The sequence below is a fragment of the bacterium genome, assembly GCA_035528375.1.
GTDB lineage: Bacteria > RBG-13-66-14 > RBG-13-66-14 > RBG-13-66-14 > RBG-13-66-14 > RBG-13-66-14.
In genome coordinates, this window is sequence record DATKYS010000093.1 from 1 (window position 1) to 17343 (window position 17343).

A 17343-nucleotide genomic window follows, 5' to 3' on the forward strand; every position below is an offset into this window, starting at 1 on the left:
GGCCCCCCTCTCCCTCCGGGAGAGGGGATGGGGGTGAGGGCCACCTTATAAAAAACGCGGCGGGGATTAAAATCCCCGCCCTACTTTTGAGTCACTCCGATGCAACGAACGGGCGGGTGTGGACACCCGCCCCTACGGCTAAGGTGTGAATCGCGCATCAACCTCGTAGGCCCGCGCTCCCCCTATCGCTGTGGTAGAGGGATCAAGGATAAGGGCTACCAAAGGAACACCCTAGTCTTCTTTTTTATCGCCTCGACCTGTGCTAAAGTGGCGGGGTGCCCGAACTGCCCGAAGTCGAAACCATCGCCCGCCAGCTCGCCCCCCTTCTGGAAGGCAGACGCGTGGTCCGCGTCGAGGTGCTCGACGCCCGCCTGGCGCTCGACGCTTCCAGTCTGCCTGGAACGAAGGTTAAAAGGGTTCTGCGGGCCGGGAAGCGGCTGGTCGTGGAGCTGGAAACGGGTGACGACCACCGCCCCTGCCTGCGCTTCGATCTGCGCATGACCGGCCGACTGACCTGGTCGCCGACCGGGGCGGATTTTGACCGCAAACGCCTCCGGGCCGTCATCTCTCTGGAGGACGGCCGCCTCCTCTTCCACGACCTCCGCCGCCTCGGCGAGGTCAGGCTCTTCGAGTCCCTGAGCGACGCGAAGCCCGCCGGCGTGGAGCCACTCGACCCCACCCTCACCCCGGAAAAGTTCGCCGAGCTCATCGCCGGAAGCCGGCAGTCGCTGAAGGTCTGGCTCCTGCGCCAGGACCGCCTGGCGGGCATCGGCAACATCTACGCCTCGGAGATACTCTTCGCCGCGGGCCTGCGCCCCGACCGCCCGGTTTCGGAACTGACGCCGCGGGAGCGCGTAAAACTCCTGGACGCGATCCGCGCCGTCCTCACCGAGGCGATTGAGCACCGCGGGACGACACTCTCCGATTACAGAGACGGTCGAGGACAACCGGGAGGTCATCAGAGCCACCTCCGGGTTTACGGGCGGGAGAACGGGGCCTGCCAACGCTGCGGCGTCCGGATAACGAGAATCGTCCAGCAGCAGAGGAGCACGTATTTCTGTCCCGCTTGCCAGGTTTGATTTTTTGGGATTATGCGACATTTCTGATATACTTTTCCCGAATTCAAAAGCATCCCGACCGGTTATGAGTGATTTTGCGATTTGACCCGCCCGCCCCACGCCTGTAAAATCAAAGTGTAACTTATGACCGACCGGGGAAAAACCGGGACAAGCCGAAGGAGACGCCTTGCAAAAATTCTCTTCCGCCGACGAAGCCCTCGATTTCGCCATCCAGAGGGAGATCGAGTCCCACGATTTCTACACCGATCTAGCCGGGAGGGTGAAGCGCCCCTGGATGCAGGAGGTCTTTACCGATTTCGCCAAGGAGGAGGCCGGTCACCGGCAAAAACTCGAGGCGGTGAAGAAGGGTAAAACCCTCCTGCCCGCACAGCAGAAAATTCAGGACCTGAAGCTCTCCGACTACATCGTCGAGGCGGAGATAAAGCCGCGGATGGACTACCAGGAGGCGCTCCAGGTCGCCATGCACAAGGAGAAAAAGGCCTTCCTCCTCTACACCGACCTCGCCGGGGCGGTGGCGGACGCGGGCCTGAAGAACACCTTCCTGGCCCTGGCCCAGGAGGAGGCGAAGCACAAGCTGCGCTTCGAGATCGAGTACGACGACCTCCTGGAATCCGGGGGGTAGCCCCGTTAACCGGGAACAGCGCGTCGGTTCTCCGGCGCTCAACCGAAAAGGAACGCGAGATGAGACAATTACGACAGGTGTACAAGTGCGAGGTCTGCGGCAACGTCGTGGAAATCGTCCACGGCGGCGAGGGGGAGTTGGTCTGCTGCGGCCAGCCGATGAAGCTCATGGAGGAGAAGACGGCGGATTACAAGACCGAGAAGCACGTGCCGGTCATCGAAAAGGACGCCGACGGCTACACCGTGACCGTGGGCAGCACGTTGCACCCCATGATCCCCGAGCACTACATCGAGTGGATCGAGCTCCACGCCGGGGAGAAGGTCATGCGCAAGTGGTTGAAACCAGGCGACGAGCCCAAAGCCCACTTCTGCTACTACGGAGATGCCGAGGTGTGGGCCCGCGAGTACTGCAACGTCCACGGCCTGTGGAAGTCCTGACAACGAGCGAATTCACGGGAAACCGGATGCACCGACCGGCCCCTTAAACAAGGGGTTTAAACCCCTTGTCTTAGGAGAAACCGAGATGTTGAACCCCAAAGTCGAAAAGCTCGTGAACGAGCAGATAAACAAGGAACTCTACTCGGCCTATCTCTACCAGGCCATCGCCGCCTACTTCGCCGCCAACAACCTCCCCGGCATGTCCCACTGGATGAACGCCCAGGCGCAGGAGGAGGTCATCCACGGCTTCAAGTTCTACAACCACATCCTCGAGCGCGGCGGTCGGGTGGTCCTCGAGGCCATCGAGAAGCCGCCCGTGGAGTGGGACAGCCCCCTGGCGGCCTTCGAGGCGTCCCTGAAGCACGAGCGCTTCATCTCCGATTCCATCTATAAAATCTACGACGCCGTCGTCGAAACGAAGGACCACGCCACCCGGCCCCTGTTGGACTGGTTCGTCAACGAGCAGATCGAGGAGGAGGACAACGCCACCGCCAACGTGGAGAAGACGAAGCTGGTCCAGGGCAACGGTCAGGGGCTTCTGATGCTGGACAAGGAAATGAGCGCCCGGATCATCCCGGCGCCGATTCTGTTGGGCATCGTACCCGCAGCGAAGTAGTACAAACGAAACCGATTTTCCCCGAGGTGGGGCGATGAGTATCACGAGATTTTCCGCCGACGAGATTTACGAGCTGGCCGAGCAGATCGAGCGCAACGGGGCCGCCTTCTACCGCAAGGCCGCCCTGGGCTTCGAGGACGCCGGTACGAAGGGCATGCTCCACGACCTGGCCGTCATGGAGGACGAGCACGGAAAAACCTTCCGCGAGCTGCGGGAGAAGCTGACGAAGAAGGACCGGGCGGCCGCCGTCTTCGATCCGGACAACCAGGCCGTCCTCTACCTCCAGGCCATGGCCGGCGGCTACGTCTTCGACACGAAGGTCGAGCCGGCCGACGTGCTCACCGGGAAGGAGCCCCTGGAGAAGGTCCTCCGCTACGCCATCGGCCTGGAGCGCGATTCCATCGCCTTCTACGTGGGTCTGAAACGGGCCACGCCGGAGCGGTGGGGCCGGGACAAGATAGACTGGATAATTGGGGAGGAAATCGGCCACGTGAACACGCTCTCGGCCAGGCTGGCGGAGCTTCACTAGGTCGTCGCTCTCGAATTCCCCGACGTCGTGAGCCGAGGGTGCGCTCCTCGGCTCTTCTCATCCCCGAACGGGCGATCGGCAAAGGCGCTTAATAAAACCCGCGCCTCGGGGTATAATACCGCTTCAACATGCTGGTTTACGTTCCCAGAGAGCTTTACTCCGGCCCCCCGCCGGACGGGCTGTTCGATTCGGCGGAGCGCTACTTCGGCGCGCGGCTGGGGCGCTCCGTCGAGGGGCTCCGGCGGATACTCATGGGCGCCTGGAGCGAGCCCGGGGACCGGCGCTGGTCCCTGGCGCTCGACGGCACGGAAATCGTCGGCTTCGCCTGCGGGATCCCGGAGGGCGACGGCCTCCGGGTGAACATGCTCTACCTGGCGGGGCGCCACAACAACGCCGAGGGTGGTATTGCGCTCCTGGACAGACTGGTTCGGGGGGAAAGCCGCGCCCTGGCCTCGGGGGCGACCCTCAGCCCGCCGCCGGGAGAGCTCGGTCCGGCCATGCAGCGCGTCGGCTGGAACCTCGTCCCCCGGGAACGAAGGGTGCTCCTGTTCCGGGAAGCGGGGCTCTCCCGACCGCCGACCATCGAGGGACACTCCGTCCGTCGCCTGCGCCCCGATGACCTGCGGGTGCTGGCACTGATCCAGGCCGCGGCCTTCCACGGCTCGCCCGACGCCCTCGTCCATCCCGCCCTGGCCGATCCCTTCGAATCGGAGACGATGCTCGAGGGCTGCCTGGCGGGAAGATTCGGTAAACCCTTCCCCGCGGGAAACTTGGCGGCCCGGCGGCGGGACGGGACGTTGACCGGCTTCATCGTCTCCACGGTGGAGGAGAGGGAAAAAACCGAATCACTCGGTTTCGTGGTCAGCCTCGCCGTCAGCCCGTCCCAACATGGCAGGGGGCTGGGCCGGTTGCTCCTGTCGCACGCCCTCACCGCTTACGCCGCGGCCGGATTCGCCGGCAGCTCCCTGCAGGTCGGCGCATCCAACCAGGGCGCCGCAGCCCTCTACGACTCACTGGGCTACCGGGTCACGGAAAATGAAATGGCATATCGCCTTGACGTTCAGGGTATTTAGGCCTATATTTATAGTGTTACGGGAGGGTGTCAGCTTTTAAAGGGAAAAAGGCCTTCGTTATGGATAAGGGCGCACCCGTCCCGAATCGCAGGGTTGTGTGGGTGCGCCTTTCACTCGAGGGTCATCCGAACCGGTGATTGACCGGCTCGGATCAATTCCACGTAAAGGGGCGTCATGTCTCGCCGATTCATTTGCGCCATCCTTTTGCTAACGGCCCTCACCCTCTCCGCCCAGGCGCTCGGCTGGTGGTGGGACACATTCTACCGCCGCGGCTGGGACGATACGGACATCAACGACGTGGACCGCTACGACACCAGGCTCTACTGCGTGGGGGACTCGGGTCTGATAGTCTATTCCCCCAATTCCGGCGGCAGCTGGAACCCCCTGACGTCTTCCATCTCCGCCAACCTCTACTGCGTCAGCCTGGTTGATGGCAGCCACGGTTACGCGGGCGGCGCCGGGGTGGTGGCCAAGACCGTCAACGGCTTGGACTGGACGCAGACGAGCCAACCCCCCAACATGACCAACGTGCGGGGGATTGACTTCCCGACGCAGAACACGGGCTGGGCCTGCGGCGGTTCCTACATCGCCCGGACGAACGACGGCGGCGACACCTGGACGAGCCAGTACTTCGCCGGCGGCTACGAGTTCTACGACATCGCCATGTACTCGTCCGTCTTCGGCCTGGCCGTGGACACCGGCGGGCGCGTCTTCCGCTGGAACGGCTCCTCCTGGGGTCAGGTGCTCGACGTGTCCCCCGGTCTCCGGTCGGTGTGCACCTACGGCGTGGACTACGCCTGGGCCGTGGGCGACGGGGGGGCGATCTACGCCACGTCCAACGGCGGCGACGACTGGAGCCCCCAATCCTCGGGTGTCTCCACGACCCTTAACGGCGTTTCGGTCATCCTGGACGGCGGGAATTTTCACGTCTACGCCGTGGGGCAGAACGGCGTGGGGCTGCACTCCCCGGACGGCGGCGCCACCTGGAACGATCTCGATAATCCCTTCTTCTACAATCCCCTGAGCGGCGTGTCCCCCCCGCTGAACGCCGATAAGATAATCGCCGTGGGGTCTCTCTACACCATCCTGGGGACGACCAACGGCACGGCCTGGAACTGGGTCTACCGGGTGGGCAACCGGCTCGAGGGGGTGGCCGGCAACGGCCCCTACCCCGCCTTCGTGGTGGCCGTGGGCCAGTACGGGCTGGTCACGAACAGTTGGACCCACGGGCGCACTTGGGGCTACGGCCGCTCGGGCGTTGCGAACAACCTCACGGACATCGGGCACATCGTCTCCGACGACTTCGTCGCCTGCGGCACGGGCGGCACGGTCATCAAGACCACCGACAACGGCGCGAGCTGGACCGACGTCTCCGGCAACCTCCCCAACCGCAACTGGTACGGGATAGACGTCCTCGACGCGAATACCTGGTTCGTCTGCGGGGCCAACCTCGGCATCTACTACACCACCAACGGCGGAGCCTCGTGGACGCAGGATTCGACCGGCGCCAACTTCAACTTCTACTCCGTGGCCATGCGGGACCTGAACAACGGCTGGGCCGCGGGTGAGACCGACGGCAGCTTCGCCATCGTGTACCGGAAGACGGCGGGCGCCTGGACCCGCTTCTCCACGGGCCTTTCCTCCGCGGACTGCAACATGCTGGGTGTGGACGTCCAGAGCGACAGCAAGGCCTGGCTGGTCGGCGAGGGCGGGCAGGTGTACTACCTCTACTCGGATGGAACCCAGTGGCGCGAGGTCCACGGCCTGGCCGACGTGGACTACCAGTCGGTATCTTTCATGAACGAGGACGAGGGCTGGGTCGTGGGCGACGACGGGTACATATACGCCTCAACGAACGGCGGCGTGAGCTACGTCTTCGAGGACAACGGGGCCTCCGACGACGGGCTGGATATCTACGACGTCTACTTCTGGGAGGACGCGCCCGATTACGGCCACGGCTGGGCCGTGGGCGAGATCAACTGCCGCCTCCTCTACGACGACTTCACCCCGGTGGAGCTCGTGGACTTCACCGGCCGCAACACCGAAGAGGGCGTCCTTTTGGCCTGGGTGCTCGGGGGCGACTTCCCAGCCGGTTTCGAGGTTCACCGGCGCGAGAAGGACTCCACGGATTGGACCCTGCTGAATGACGCGCTCCTCCCGCCGCAGAGCTCGCGCTACCTCGACCGCGGGGCGCAGACCGAGACCGTTTACGAGTACCGGCTCACCGTCATCGAGACCTCGGGCGTCCGGAACGATTTCGGGCCCGTCGAGGTCCGCCGCGAGGACCGGGCCGATGGGCGCACCGCCCTCCACGACGCCTACCCGAACCCCTCGGTATTGGGCGAAAATGTGACCTTAATCCTGGAGCTCGCCACGACGCAGAACGTCGTTCTGGCGGTGTACGACCTCGCGGGACGGCGGGTGGCGACACTGGTGGAGGGGGAGCTCGCGGCGGGGCGGCATGCGGTCGTCTGGTCCACCGACGGCGTGGAGCCGGGGGTTTACCACTGCCGGCTGACCGCCGTGGACGGGGTCTTCGGCACCCGGCTGGTCGTGACGCGGTAGCTGAGGGCGGTCGGCGTTTAAAAGATGGTCGCCATACTAAAGCGCACGAGGTGATAAACCGAGCCGATAAGACAAGGGGTTTTAACCCCTTGTAGATACGCGCGAGGGGTTGAAGCCCCTCGTCCAAACTCAGGGGCGGACCTTAAGGCCCGTCCGTTTGTATCCACGACTTCACCCGTGTGGACGTGTTGAATTGAGCACCATCCTCGTAGGGGGCGACCTTCAGGTCGGCCCGCGGGCGGGTCTGAAGACCCGCCTCTACATCATCGCATCCCCTTGACCCCGGTTTCCCCCCAAAGTAATCTGACGCGGCCAACCCAAAAAAAGCCCCGGTCGGGGGCGGCTTTCACTTCCACCCGGTAGGGCGAGCCTCGTCCGCGGGCAGATCGAAGGTCTCCTCTCCTCCGGCGTCGGCAAAGGTCCAGCGGCAGCCGTCCGGGCGGCCTTCGTATAAAACCTCCCCGCCGAAGAGGGCCAGGGCGTAGGCGAGACGCGGCGTGACGGCCCCCGTGGGGCACGCCTTGACGCAGGCGCAGCAGTCCCAGCAATCCAAGGGGTTCCGGCAGAAAGCCTTGAGCGTCTGCGGATCCACGGCCATGAGGTCCCCCGGGCAGACCGCCTCGCAACGGATGACCGCCGCCTCCCGGCAGCCGTCGCAGAGCCTTGTGTCCACGTGCGCGGGCATACTCCTCCATATCTGCGACGGCGAAGCCGTAAACCTAAGGTTATTCTAGCTCACCGTGGACCACGGGGCAAGGTTCCGCTTGTTGACCAAAAGGGGCGGCTGTTTTATAGTTACGTCGTTCGACGAGCGTCTCACGCCCGCATTGACTGGGGGTTGGATGAAGAACGTAACGGTGCAAGAAGTCAAACGGATGGCCTTCGAAATTCGCGACCGGTGCCGTCTGATAGCGAAAAACCGGGGTCAGAACCCCCGCTTCTGGAAGAGCGTGTTCGAGGAAATCGGACTGAAGAGCGGTCTGAAGGTCACGACCATCCGCCGGCTGCTGTACTCCACCGAGCCGAAAGTCCGCTACTCCACCGCCGAGAAAATGGAGAAAATCCTCCAGACGCTCGGTGGACCGTCGGTAAAACTAAGCGAAGCGAGTAATGCCCCGGCAAAAACGGAGCCAGCCACCCGCCCCGTCGAGGCGAAGAAGGGCGACCACCGGGTGGACCGCGAGCTCATTGAGGGGGTGCTGGTCAAGGAGCTGCGCATCTTCCCCGACGCCCGGGGCTACCTGATGGAGATTCTGCGCGCCGACGACTTCGGCTTCTTCGGCGACGACGCTCCCTTCGGCCAGGCGTACGTCACCTGCGTCTATCCCGGCGTGGTCAAGGCCTGGCACGCGCACCGCGCTCAGACCGACCGCTTCTCGTGCATCTGCGGCACCGCCCGATTGGTGCTCTACGACGGGCGCCCCGGCTCCCCCACCCACGGCTCGGTGAACCAGTTCGTCATCGGCAACCTGTGCCCCAGGCTCGTCCTCATACCCGCCGGGGTGCAGCACGGCTTCGCCGCCCTGGGTCCCGAACCGGCCCTGGTGCTCAACATCCCCACCAAAACCTACGACTACATGGACCCCGACGAACAGCGCCTCGACCCCCACTCGAACGACATCCCCTTCGATTGGAACCGCGTGGACGGCTGAGAAACGAAGTAACGCCCCCGGCGTATCTGCGACGGCGCAGCCGTAAACGAAGTAGCGCCTCTGGCGAAAGGGGCAGCGTGAAGGGCATCGTCCTGGCCGGCGGCCTCGGAACCCGCCTCGACCCCCTGACCCGGGTCACGAACAAGCACCTCCTCCCGGTTTACGACCGGCCGATGATCTACTACCCCCTGGAGACCCTTATAAGCGCCGGGATAACCGAGATAATGCTCGTGACCGGCGGCCAGAACGCCGGCGGGTTCCTGGAGCTTCTGGGCAACGGTCACGAGCTCGGCCTCGAGCACCTCAACTACACCTACCAGAAGGGCCACGGCGGCATCGCCGAGGCGCTGGGGCTCTGCGAGCACTTCGTGGGCGGGGACAGGATGTGCGTGATCCTGGGGGACAACCTTCTCCAGCGCGGGATCGGCGACCAGGCGCGCGCCTTCGAGGCGCAGCCCGGCGGGGCGAGGATTCTGTTGAAAGAGGTACCCGACCCCGCGCGTTTCGGGGTGCCGGTCTTCGACGGGAAGGGTAAGATTCTGCGCATCGAGGAGAAACCAAAGAAGCCGGCCAGCCCCTACGCGGTCATCGGCATTTACTTCTACGACGACCTGGTGTGGGAAACCATCCGCGGCCTCTCCCCCAGCGCCCGGAACGAGCTGGAAATCACCGACGTGAACAACGCCTACCTGGAGCGCGGCCTGCTCGAGCACGGGTTCGTGGACGGCTGGTGGACCGACGCCGGGACCTTCGAGTCCCTCTTCCGGGCCACCGAGCTCGTCCGCCGCGAGGGTGCGGGCGAGGGCGGAAGCCCATGACCGAGACTTCATCTACGGGCGCCGACAGGCTCTGGCGGGCCGACGGCGGCCTGCTCTGCCTCGTGGACGTCACGGGCTTCACCCCCCTCACCGAAGAGCTCACCAAACTGGGCCCCGAGGGCAACGAGCACCTCACGGGGCTTTTGAACGCCTTTTTCGGCGCCCTGACCGAGGAGGTGGCCGAGGGCGGAGGCCACACCCTCCAGTTCGGCGGCGACGCCTACTGGGCGTATTTCCAGAACGCCGACGCCGGAGAACGGGCCTGCCGCAGGATGCTCCGGCGCGTGGCGGGGCTCGGCGAACAGATGTTCGGTAACCGGCGGTACAGGTTGGAGGCCGATCTCGTCGCCGCCCGTGAGATGGAATTCGAGCTGTGGCGTGTCGGGCCGGACCGGTGTCATCTCGTCCTCATCGGGGACGCGGTGGCCAAGGTCTCGCGGACGGAGAGGCTCGTCGGTCCCGGGGAGTACGCCGTCCTCCACGGCGGGGGCCGCGGTACGTCTGGGGGCGACGTCGCCGGGTTCCTGTCCGACCGTCCCGCCCCGCCGCCGCACCGCGCCGGACTGCGTCCCACCACGGCGGTTTTCGCCCTCCTCCCCCGGTCCACGACGCCGGACGACCTCGACGAGCTGGTGATAAAGGCCCATCGCGTGTGCGAACGCCACGAGGCGCTGCTGGCGAAAATCGTCCCCTTCGATGAGCGCCAGGCGGTGCTCGCGCTCCTGGGAACCCCCCGGGCCCACGACGACGACCCCCGGCGCGGGGTGAACCTGGCCCTGGAACTGGTCCGGGACCTGGGCCTGACGGGCGCGGCGGTGGCCGGCGGATACGTCTACGTCGGCCCCGTGGGCGGCGCCTCGGCCTGGGAGTACACCGCCATCGGCGACCCGGTGAACCTCGCGGCCCGGCTCCTCGAGGCCGCGGGTCCGGGGCAGGTCCTGGTCTCCGAGGATACGTGCCGACTCTGCAGCGCGGACGTCAACCTCGAGCTGGCCTGGCGCAAGAGGGTCAGAGGAAAGGCCGGCGAGGTCACCGCCTGGCTGGCCCTGGGGAGTTTCGGCGGGCTCAAGCCGACCCGGCTCCGGTACGAGCTGGTCGGTCGCCGCGAGGAGTTGTCGCGGGTGGACCGCCTCCTGGCGAAAGGCTCGGGCGTTCTCTACATCATGGGTGACGCCGGAATCGGCAAATCGCGCCTCCTGACGGAAACGGAGAACCGCGCCCGGGCCGCAGGATACCGCACCGTCGCGGGACAGGTTGACCAGATGCACCGCGATTTCGGCTTGTTGCAGAGTATTTTCGAAAACCTGGCCGGCGTCCTGGAAACGGACACCCCCACCTCGACCACCGAGAAGCTCGACGCCCTCTTCGAGGATAAACTGCCCGAGAAGTCGGTCCTCGACCGCCGCCGCTGGCGCACGGTCATCGGCGCCCTCGTGTTCCACCTCGAATCGGAGCACCGGGTCATTTCCGGATACGCGCCGGAGGTCGTACAGAACAGCCTCGTGGAAAGTATCGCCGACCTGATGAAAAAACTCGCCGGCGACGGCCTCTTTCTCGCCGTTGACGACCTCCACCTGGCCGACGAATCTTCCTGCGCCATGCTGGAAGCCGCACTCAAGGCGTGCGGCGGGACGGACGGGCCGGTGCTGGTGGCCTCGGCCCGCGGGGAGGGCCGCTTTGCCGAGATAGCTCGAAGACCGTTCTTCAGTCTGGGAGCCGAGGAAATGGTCCTCGGGGAGCTGGGCGACGAAGTCTGGCACATAGGCGACGAGCTCCTGGACGGGCTCCCGCTGGAAGAGGAGATACGCCTGTGGGTCCTCGAACAGGCCCAGGGCAATCCCTTCTTCCTCGAGCAGCTAGTGCTGGACCTCATCGAGCGGGGGTTCATCGTGCGCCGCGGGGACAGATGGGTCGCCGGCGGCGGTTACATCCCGGAGCGGCTGCCCGTAAACGTCTTCGCCACCATCCTCGCCCGCGTGGACCGCCTGAGCCCGGCCTCCGCGGAAATTCTCCGCGTGGCCAGCGTCATCGGCCAGCGCTTCGACGAGAGGCTGATCGAGGCCCTCCTGCCCGGCCGACTCGAGGCGCTGGGCGAAGCCGTAACAGCGCCCGCAGGTAAATCGGCGGGGCTCGCCGTGCGCGACTCCAGGGAGGAGCTGGCCTACCTCTTCCGCCACTCCCTGGTTCGCGAGGTCACCTACCGGTCCCTGTTGGTGGAGCAACGGAAGAAGCTCCACCACGACGTGGCCCGGGCGATGGTGGACATGGAGAAGCCGCCGGGCGAGATAGCCGTGCACTTCGAGCGAGCCGGGTGTCTGCCCGAGGCCGCCGGGTATTTTCTGAAAAGCGCCGAGAGCAAGAAGAACTACGGCTCTTACGCGCAGGCGCAGAACGAAGCGAGACGAGCCCTCGAAATCGCGCGGGAGATCAACGACCCGGTATTGGCGAACCTGGCCCGTCTGGCGCTGGCCGACTTCCTCTCCCTGCTCGGACGGTCCGACGAATCGCTGCCCCTCCTCGAGGAAACCTTCGCCAGTTCGATGGAGCTCCACGAATCCTGCCTCGCGGTAAAGGTCTGCCGCCTCGCCGTTCAATCACTGTTGAGACTCGGCCAAATCCCGGAGATATCCGGCTGGGTGGAACGGGCCGAAGAGGCGGCGGGGGACGATCCGTTCCTCGAAATATCCATCGCGCCGATCCGCTCCTACCCCGACATGTTCGCCCAACGGTTTGACGAGGCGGCGAAAATCGTCGAACGGGCGGCCGCGCTCCTGCCGGACCCCCGCACCGACGAGGAGATCCGAGCCATGGCCTTCGTCCACGGAAACCTGGCCGTCCTATACGGGAATCTGCACCGCATGGAAGAAGCGGAGCACCAGTTCCGCCGGGCCATCGAGCTGGCGGAGAGAACCGACGACCGGTCCCTCACCCTCGACAACCAGTTGAACCTTTCCAGCGTCCTCGCCGCGGAGTCGAGGCTCGACGAGGCTTTGGCAATCCTGCACCGTTGCGCCGAGGAGTACGAGGCGATGGGCTACCATCCGGGGCTCAGCCTGGCGCTGTTCAACCTGGCACAGATCGAGGTCAGGTCGAACGACGGGGAAGGGGCGATACGGGATTTCGGGAAAAGCCTCCACTTCGCGCGGAGGACGAAGAACATCCCCCGAGTCGCACGGACGGCGTCGCTCCTCGGCTACCACCTCGTTCGCATCGGTCGGCCGGAGGAGGCCGGGGAGCTTCTGGACGAAACCCTGAGACTTTACGAGGAACACGACTTCGACAACCAGAAGGGGCTTGTGTACGCTATCCGGGCCTATTACGACGCGCGAACGGGCGACGCGGAATCGGCCCGACGATTTATGAGGCTGGCCGAGGAGAACCCCGTCCCGGACTCGCAGCCGCCCCAGGACGAGGTGATGAACCTGGCGCGGGCCGAACTGGGTGGAGCGGATGATGCCTGAACCCTACGTCCTGGTCCGGGGGCTCGCGAAGGATTATACGGGCGGCGTCACGGTCCACGCCCTGACCGACGTGAGTTTCGCCATATTCCCCGGCGAGGTGGTGGCGCTCACCGGCCCCTCCGGCTCGGGGAAGACGACCCTGTTGAACCTCCTCGGCGGACTGGACGTCCCCACGGCGGGGGAGGTGCTCGTCGGGGGAAGGTCCCTCGGCGACCTGGGGGACGGCGAACTCTCGCTCTACCGCAACCGCGAGGTGGGCTTCGTCTTCCAGACGTACAACCTGCTCCCCCACCTCACGGCGCTGGAGAACGTGGCGGTGCCGCTCCTGGTGCGGGGATTGTCCTTCGAGGAAGCCCGGAGCCGGGCGGCGGAGCTCCTGTCCGATATGGGCCTCGCCGACCGGGGTCCGAGCCTCCCGTCCCAGCTCTCCGGCGGACAGGCCCAGCGCGTGGCCCTGGCCCGGGCGCTCTCCACCGAGCCCCGGCTGCTCCTGGGCGACGAGGTCACCGGTAACCTGGACCGCGCCACGGGGCGGGAGATGCTGGACCTCGTACGGGCGCAGGTCGCCGGGCGGGGGCTCACCGCGGTCGTGGTGACCCACGACCCATCGGTTTCCGACTGGGCCGACCGGGCCCTCGAACTCCAGGACGGCCACCTTGTCGCTTAAAAACGCTGAGGAGACAAGGGGTTTAAACCCCTTGCCCCTAATCGCCCCCCTGCTCGCGCTCCTCATCGCGGCCTGCCAGCCCGAAATACTTCCACCGGAGATAACCCTGGTCACGCCCCTGGAGGGTGAGGTGCTCACCGGGGACGGCGAGCTGACCTTCACCGTCCTCGCCCCCGAGGGCGCGCTGGGCGAGGTCGTCGTCCGGGTGGACGATTTCCCGGTGCGCTTCCCCGCGGTGGAGCTGAAGAGTTTCGGCCGCTTCCGCGTCCCCCTGATCGCGCTCGAGCTGGGCTCGGGGGAGCACGGCATCCTGGTGAGCGCCGTGGCCGTGGACTCCGACGCCCGCTCCGCGGCCGCCGTGGGGCGGGTGTTCACCGTGGAGCTGCCGCCCGCCGTGCTGGAGAGCCTGACCGTCTCGCCGGAGAGGGTCGTCCAGGGCCAGCCCATCGTCCTGGACGCGGAGTTCTCGGGATCGGTGTCCGGCGCCGAGGGGAAGCTCTTCGACCGGTCCTTCAACTTTTACCCGATGGAAGACGGCCGCTGGCGGGCGCTGGCCGCCTGCCGACTCTTCGCCGAGCCCGGGTCGGTCCCCCTGGAAGTCACCTACGCCGACGCCTACGGCCGCGCCGAGACGGACGAATTCGACGTCACCGTATACAAGGGGGACTTCGCCTCCTGCTACATCGTCCTCGCCCCCCACGTGGGGAGCATGCTGGTCGCCGAGACCATCGAGCGCGAGTCGGCCCAGGTCAACGAGGCGGTGGCGGTTTACACCCCGGATCAGCTCTGGGAGCCCGGCCCCTTCCGGCGTCCCGTGGAGGGCGGCTACGTCACAAGCCCCTTCGGTGAGAAGCGGGACTTTTCCACCGGTGGGAGCGAGTCGCACATCGGCACCGACTTCGGCGGCCTGCCCGAGGGCACACCGGTGTACGCCGCCGCCCGGGGACGTGTCGTCATCGCCCGGGAGTTCGTCATCCGGGGGAATTTCGTCTGCATAGACCACGGCCGCGGCCTCTTCACCCTCTACAACCACATGAGCGCCTTGACGGTGAGCGATGGCCAGATGGTGGAGGCGGGACAGCAGATAGGCGCCATCGGCCAGACCGGCGTCGCCACCGGCCCCCACCTCCACTTCGAGGTCCGCCTCGCCACCTGGGCCGTGGACCCCATGACGCTCTTGAACGAGGGTCTGTCCTACGAATGAGCGGCCGGCTGCGGCGTCAGGGGGGGAATTTTCCTCTTCTCCGTAGCGAGCGACGGGGTTGGGCATGAAAACCCGCCCCGCCTCAAGACCGGGGATTTCAGCCCCATGAAGGGTAAAACATCTTGCCACCCCCCGGCATCCATCGCAAAACAATGAGCTTCAGCCTCTCGTACGCAAACCCCGCGATCTTTTCCACGAGGGGTTGAACCGAGCGAAGCGAGCTATGCCTCCGGTAAAACCCCTTGCCTCAAACAGGAAACATCCCTAATCGGGTCCGAAACAAACGGGTAATCCCCCCTTACCGTGGTCAAAGAACGGATACTGCTGGTCCGGCACGACGCCCTGGGCGACGCCCTGGTCACCCTGCCGGCGGCGGCGGCCCTCCGGTCGCATTTCCCGAAAGCCGAAGTAGCCGTCCTGGCCGGTGAGCGCGGCGGATGGGCGTTTAGAAGAGCGGGATTTCAAATTCTCCCCGACCCCGTCAGTTTTTCCGGGACCGTGGGGCTGCTTCGGGATTACGGACCGCGGGTGGTCCTCGTCGCAAGTCCCGGCGGCAGGATTCCGCTGGCGGCCTGGGCGGCGCGGGTGCCGGTGAGAATCGGTTACGCCCGCCGTCTCTGGTTTTTTGCGTACAATCGGCCGTTATTCTTGAGCCGGAGGCGCTCCGGGGCCCACGAAGCGGCGCTCGCCCTGGCCCTCCTCCGACCCCTGGGAATACGTGTAAATCGCATCGAGCCTCCACGACTGAAGCCGTTACCGGAGGCCGTCGTTGAAATGAGAAATTTATTGAAAAATCTCGGAATTTCCACAAAGTACGCCGTTCTGCACCCCGGCAGCGGCGGATCGGCCACCGAGTGGCCCCCGGGGCACTACCGCGAGCTGGCGGGGACGCTCATCGAAAGAGGATACGGCGTCGTGGTCTCGGGCGGCGGGGATGAGAGAATCGTGGCGGAGGGCGTCGTCGTCGGTCTAAACGGTCCGTGCGCCAACCTGGCCGGACTGACCGACCTGGACCGCCTGGCGGCGCTCGTCGCGGGGGCGGCCCTCTTCGTCTCCTCTGGCACCGGACCGATGCACCTGGCGGCGGCCCTCGGCGTTCCCCAGGTCGCCCTCTTCAACCGAAAACCCGCGATCGACCCCGCCCGCTGGCGCCCGCTGAACCCCCGGGCGCGGATTCTCACGCCGCCCGCTCCCGACGACGACCTTGGCGCGATTCAGCCCCGCTCCGTGCTCGAGGCCGTTATTCACCTGGAAACCCGGCCCGATTACCGCTATACTGAGCCAACTCCTCCGCCCTCTTTCCCAAGGCCGGAGAACCGCCGACCGATGCGAAAGGGTCAGCCATGAAAAAGCTCTGTATCGCAGCCGCCGTCGCGGCCCTCGCGCTCCCCGTCCTCGCCGGCACGGACGATCTCCCCTTCGCCCCCGGCGAGAAGCTCATCTACAGCGTCTCCTACGGCGACACCAAGGCCGGCATCTGCGTCATGAAGGTGGTCAAGCGGGTCACCTACGAGGGGCACATGTGCCTGAAGCTCGTGATGGAGCTGCGCTCGAGCACCGCCTTCAGCGATTTCTTCTACGTCAAGGACGACATCGAGAGCCTCTTCGACGTGGGCATTCTCGGCACGCGGCGCTACGAGAAGCACCTCGTCGAGGGCGATTACGCGGCCGACGAGATCCTCTACTACGACCAGGAGGACCACAGCATCACCCGGGAGGGCGACGTGCGCGAGGGGATAATCGCCAGCGGGTGCGACGCGCTGGCCGCCTTCTACCACGTCCGCGCCCAGGACATCCGGGTCGGCGCCGAGCTCTGTTTCCCCTACGCCGACGCCACGAGGAACGAGGTCGTCAAGGTCAAGGTCATCAAGAAGGAAACCGTCACCGTTCCGGCCGGCACCTTCGAGTGCTTCCTCGTCCAGCCCATGCTGGAGGAGGAGACCGGCATCTTCCGCCAGCACGGCCAGGTTTACATCTGGGTCAGCGACGACGAATACAAGATTCCCGTGAAAATCACCGGCCTGACCTGGTTCGGCGAGGTTCGGTGCGAGCTGGAGGAATTCATCCAGGGCTGACGTTCACCATTCGCAAGGAGGCGGGGATGCGGTGGTTTATCCTGCTTATCCCGGGGTTGCTCCTGACGGCCTGCGGCACGTCGGAGAAGGATTTGGGCGAGTACGAGGCGGCCAAGACGGAGAAGGAGGTCGCCGCCGAACGGGTGGAGACCGCCGAGAGCGAGAACGCGGATCTCAAAGCCCAGCTCGAGGCCAGGGAGAAGGAGCTGGCCGAGGCCCAGGCCGCCCGTGACGCCGCGGAAGCCGCGGCCGCCGAGGAGGAGACCGACGGCGATTGACCGGCGCGGTGAAGGAACCTGATATTTCGGCGGGAGGGTCCGGGGACCCTCCCATATTATTAGAGGCTGAATCTCTGCCGCCCTCGTAGGGGCCGACCTTTAGGTCGGCCCGCGGCGGCCCGCAGAGGACTCGTCCTACGGGGCCGCCCTACGTCATCGTAAGCTAAGGTGAGGGGCGGGTTATTTTATGAAAGCGGCGGCCAGCGGTTTCCCTCTCCCGGTGGGAGAGGGCTAGGGTGAGGGCTGCCGTAATCCCCCTCCCCCCTC

General features: G+C 65.6%; 16 protein-coding genes. 15 read left to right on the forward strand and 1 reads right to left on the reverse strand.

What is annotated here, in order from left to right; translation table 11 throughout:
- Window positions 1-275 precede the first annotated feature (275 nt).
- From mutM to VM054_07350, 7 genes are all read left to right on the forward strand, one after another.
- Entirely contained in the window at window positions 276-1079 is an 804-nt protein-coding gene (gene mutM / locus VM054_07320) for a bifunctional DNA-formamidopyrimidine glycosylase/DNA-(apurinic or apyrimidinic site) lyase (protein ID HUT98867.1), read from the forward strand.
- A gap of 166 nt (window positions 1080-1245) precedes the next feature.
- Window positions 1246-1701 carry a ferritin family protein gene (locus VM054_07325; GenBank protein HUT98868.1) on the forward strand — a complete coding sequence of 152 codons (456 nt, stop codon included), beginning with the start codon at window positions 1246-1248 and terminating at the stop codon, window positions 1699-1701.
- Between the two features lie 59 nt (window positions 1702-1760).
- Window positions 1761-2138 carry a desulfoferrodoxin gene (locus VM054_07330; protein HUT98869.1) on the forward strand — a complete coding sequence of 126 codons (378 nt, stop codon included), beginning with the start codon at window positions 1761-1763 and terminating at the stop codon, window positions 2136-2138.
- 85 nt (window positions 2139-2223) lie between these two features.
- A complete protein-coding gene (locus VM054_07335) occupies window positions 2224-2754 on the forward strand; it encodes a ferritin (GenBank protein ID HUT98870.1) in 531 nt (176 codons plus the stop codon).
- Window positions 2755-2788: 34 nt separating this feature from the next.
- Entirely contained in the window at window positions 2789-3283 is a 495-nt protein-coding gene (locus tag VM054_07340) for a ferritin family protein (GenBank protein ID HUT98871.1), read from the forward strand.
- Between the two features lie 128 nt (window positions 3284-3411).
- The gene (locus VM054_07345; GenBank protein HUT98872.1) at window positions 3412-4356 is read left to right on the forward strand and encodes an N-acetyltransferase; all 945 of its coding nucleotides are present in this window, start codon (window positions 3412-3414) and stop codon (window positions 4354-4356) included.
- A gap of 174 nt (window positions 4357-4530) precedes the next feature.
- Window positions 4531-6921: a YCF48-related protein gene (locus VM054_07350; protein ID HUT98873.1), complete on the forward strand. Its 2391-nt coding sequence runs from the start codon at window positions 4531-4533 to the stop codon at window positions 6919-6921.
- Between the two features lie 346 nt (window positions 6922-7267).
- On the opposite strand, the gene VM054_07355 is transcribed toward VM054_07350, so the two are convergent.
- Window positions 7268-7606 (reverse strand): 4Fe-4S ferredoxin, encoded by a 339-nt coding sequence (locus tag VM054_07355; GenBank protein HUT98874.1) that lies wholly within the window; start codon window positions 7604-7606, stop codon window positions 7268-7270.
- 157 nt (window positions 7607-7763) lie between these two features.
- On the opposite strand from VM054_07355, the gene VM054_07360 reads away from it, so the two are divergent.
- From VM054_07360 to VM054_07395, 8 genes are all read left to right on the forward strand, one after another.
- Window positions 7764-8573, forward strand: coding sequence for a dTDP-4-dehydrorhamnose 3,5-epimerase family protein (locus VM054_07360; GenBank protein ID HUT98875.1), 810 nt, complete (start codon window positions 7764-7766; stop codon window positions 8571-8573).
- Window positions 8574-8650: 77 nt separating this feature from the next.
- Window positions 8651-9391, forward strand: coding sequence for a sugar phosphate nucleotidyltransferase (locus VM054_07365; protein ID HUT98876.1), 741 nt, complete (start codon window positions 8651-8653; stop codon window positions 9389-9391).
- Window positions 9388-12852 (forward strand): AAA family ATPase, encoded by a 3465-nt coding sequence (locus VM054_07370; GenBank protein HUT98877.1) that lies wholly within the window; start codon window positions 9388-9390, stop codon window positions 12850-12852. Before VM054_07365 ends, VM054_07370 begins: the two co-directional genes overlap by 4 nt.
- Window positions 12842-13519, forward strand: a complete 678-nt coding sequence (locus tag VM054_07375) for an ABC transporter ATP-binding protein (GenBank protein ID HUT98878.1) — start codon at window positions 12842-12844, stop codon at window positions 13517-13519. The genes VM054_07370 and VM054_07375 overlap by 11 nt, the downstream gene beginning before the upstream one ends.
- Window positions 13520-13550: 31 nt before the next feature.
- Window positions 13551-14723 (forward strand): M23 family metallopeptidase, encoded by a 1173-nt coding sequence (locus VM054_07380; protein ID HUT98879.1) that lies wholly within the window; start codon window positions 13551-13553, stop codon window positions 14721-14723.
- 303 nt (window positions 14724-15026) lie between these two features.
- Window positions 15027-16070 (forward strand): glycosyltransferase family 9 protein, encoded by a 1044-nt coding sequence (locus tag VM054_07385; protein ID HUT98880.1) that lies wholly within the window; start codon window positions 15027-15029, stop codon window positions 16068-16070.
- Window positions 16067-16798, forward strand: coding sequence for a DUF3108 domain-containing protein (locus VM054_07390; protein HUT98881.1), 732 nt, complete (start codon window positions 16067-16069; stop codon window positions 16796-16798). The genes VM054_07385 and VM054_07390 overlap by 4 nt, the downstream gene beginning before the upstream one ends.
- A gap of 26 nt (window positions 16799-16824) precedes the next feature.
- Entirely contained in the window at window positions 16825-17076 is a 252-nt protein-coding gene (locus VM054_07395) for a hypothetical protein (GenBank protein HUT98882.1), read from the forward strand.
- Window positions 17077-17343: the final 267 nt, after the last annotated feature.

Bases quoted from the DNA above. Each gene is read 5' to 3' on its own strand.
- VM054_07330 (HUT98869.1), top strand. From the start codon at position 1,761: ATGAGACAATTACGACAGGTGTACAAGTGCGAGGTCTGCGGCAACGTC.
- VM054_07350 (HUT98873.1), top strand. From the start codon at position 4,531: ATGTCTCGCCGATTCATTTGCGCCATCCTTTTGCTAACGGCCCTCACC.
- VM054_07390 (HUT98881.1), top strand. From the start codon at position 16,067: ATGAAAAAGCTCTGTATCGCAGCCGCCGTCGCGGCCCTCGCGCTCCCC.
- VM054_07370 (HUT98877.1), top strand. From the start codon at position 9,388: ATGACCGAGACTTCATCTACGGGCGCCGACAGGCTCTGGCGGGCCGAC.
- VM054_07395 (HUT98882.1), top strand. From the start codon at position 16,825: ATGCGGTGGTTTATCCTGCTTATCCCGGGGTTGCTCCTGACGGCCTGC.
- VM054_07335 (HUT98870.1), top strand. From the start codon at position 2,224: ATGTTGAACCCCAAAGTCGAAAAGCTCGTGAACGAGCAGATAAACAAG.
- VM054_07360 (HUT98875.1), top strand. From the start codon at position 7,764: ATGAAGAACGTAACGGTGCAAGAAGTCAAACGGATGGCCTTCGAAATT.
- VM054_07375 (HUT98878.1), top strand. From the start codon at position 12,842: ATGATGCCTGAACCCTACGTCCTGGTCCGGGGGCTCGCGAAGGATTAT.
- VM054_07340 (HUT98871.1), top strand. From the start codon at position 2,789: ATGAGTATCACGAGATTTTCCGCCGACGAGATTTACGAGCTGGCCGAG.
- VM054_07355 (HUT98874.1), bottom strand. From the start codon at position 7,606: ATGCCCGCGCACGTGGACACAAGGCTCTGCGACGGCTGCCGGGAGGCG.
- VM054_07345 (HUT98872.1), top strand. From the start codon at position 3,412: ATGCTGGTTTACGTTCCCAGAGAGCTTTACTCCGGCCCCCCGCCGGAC.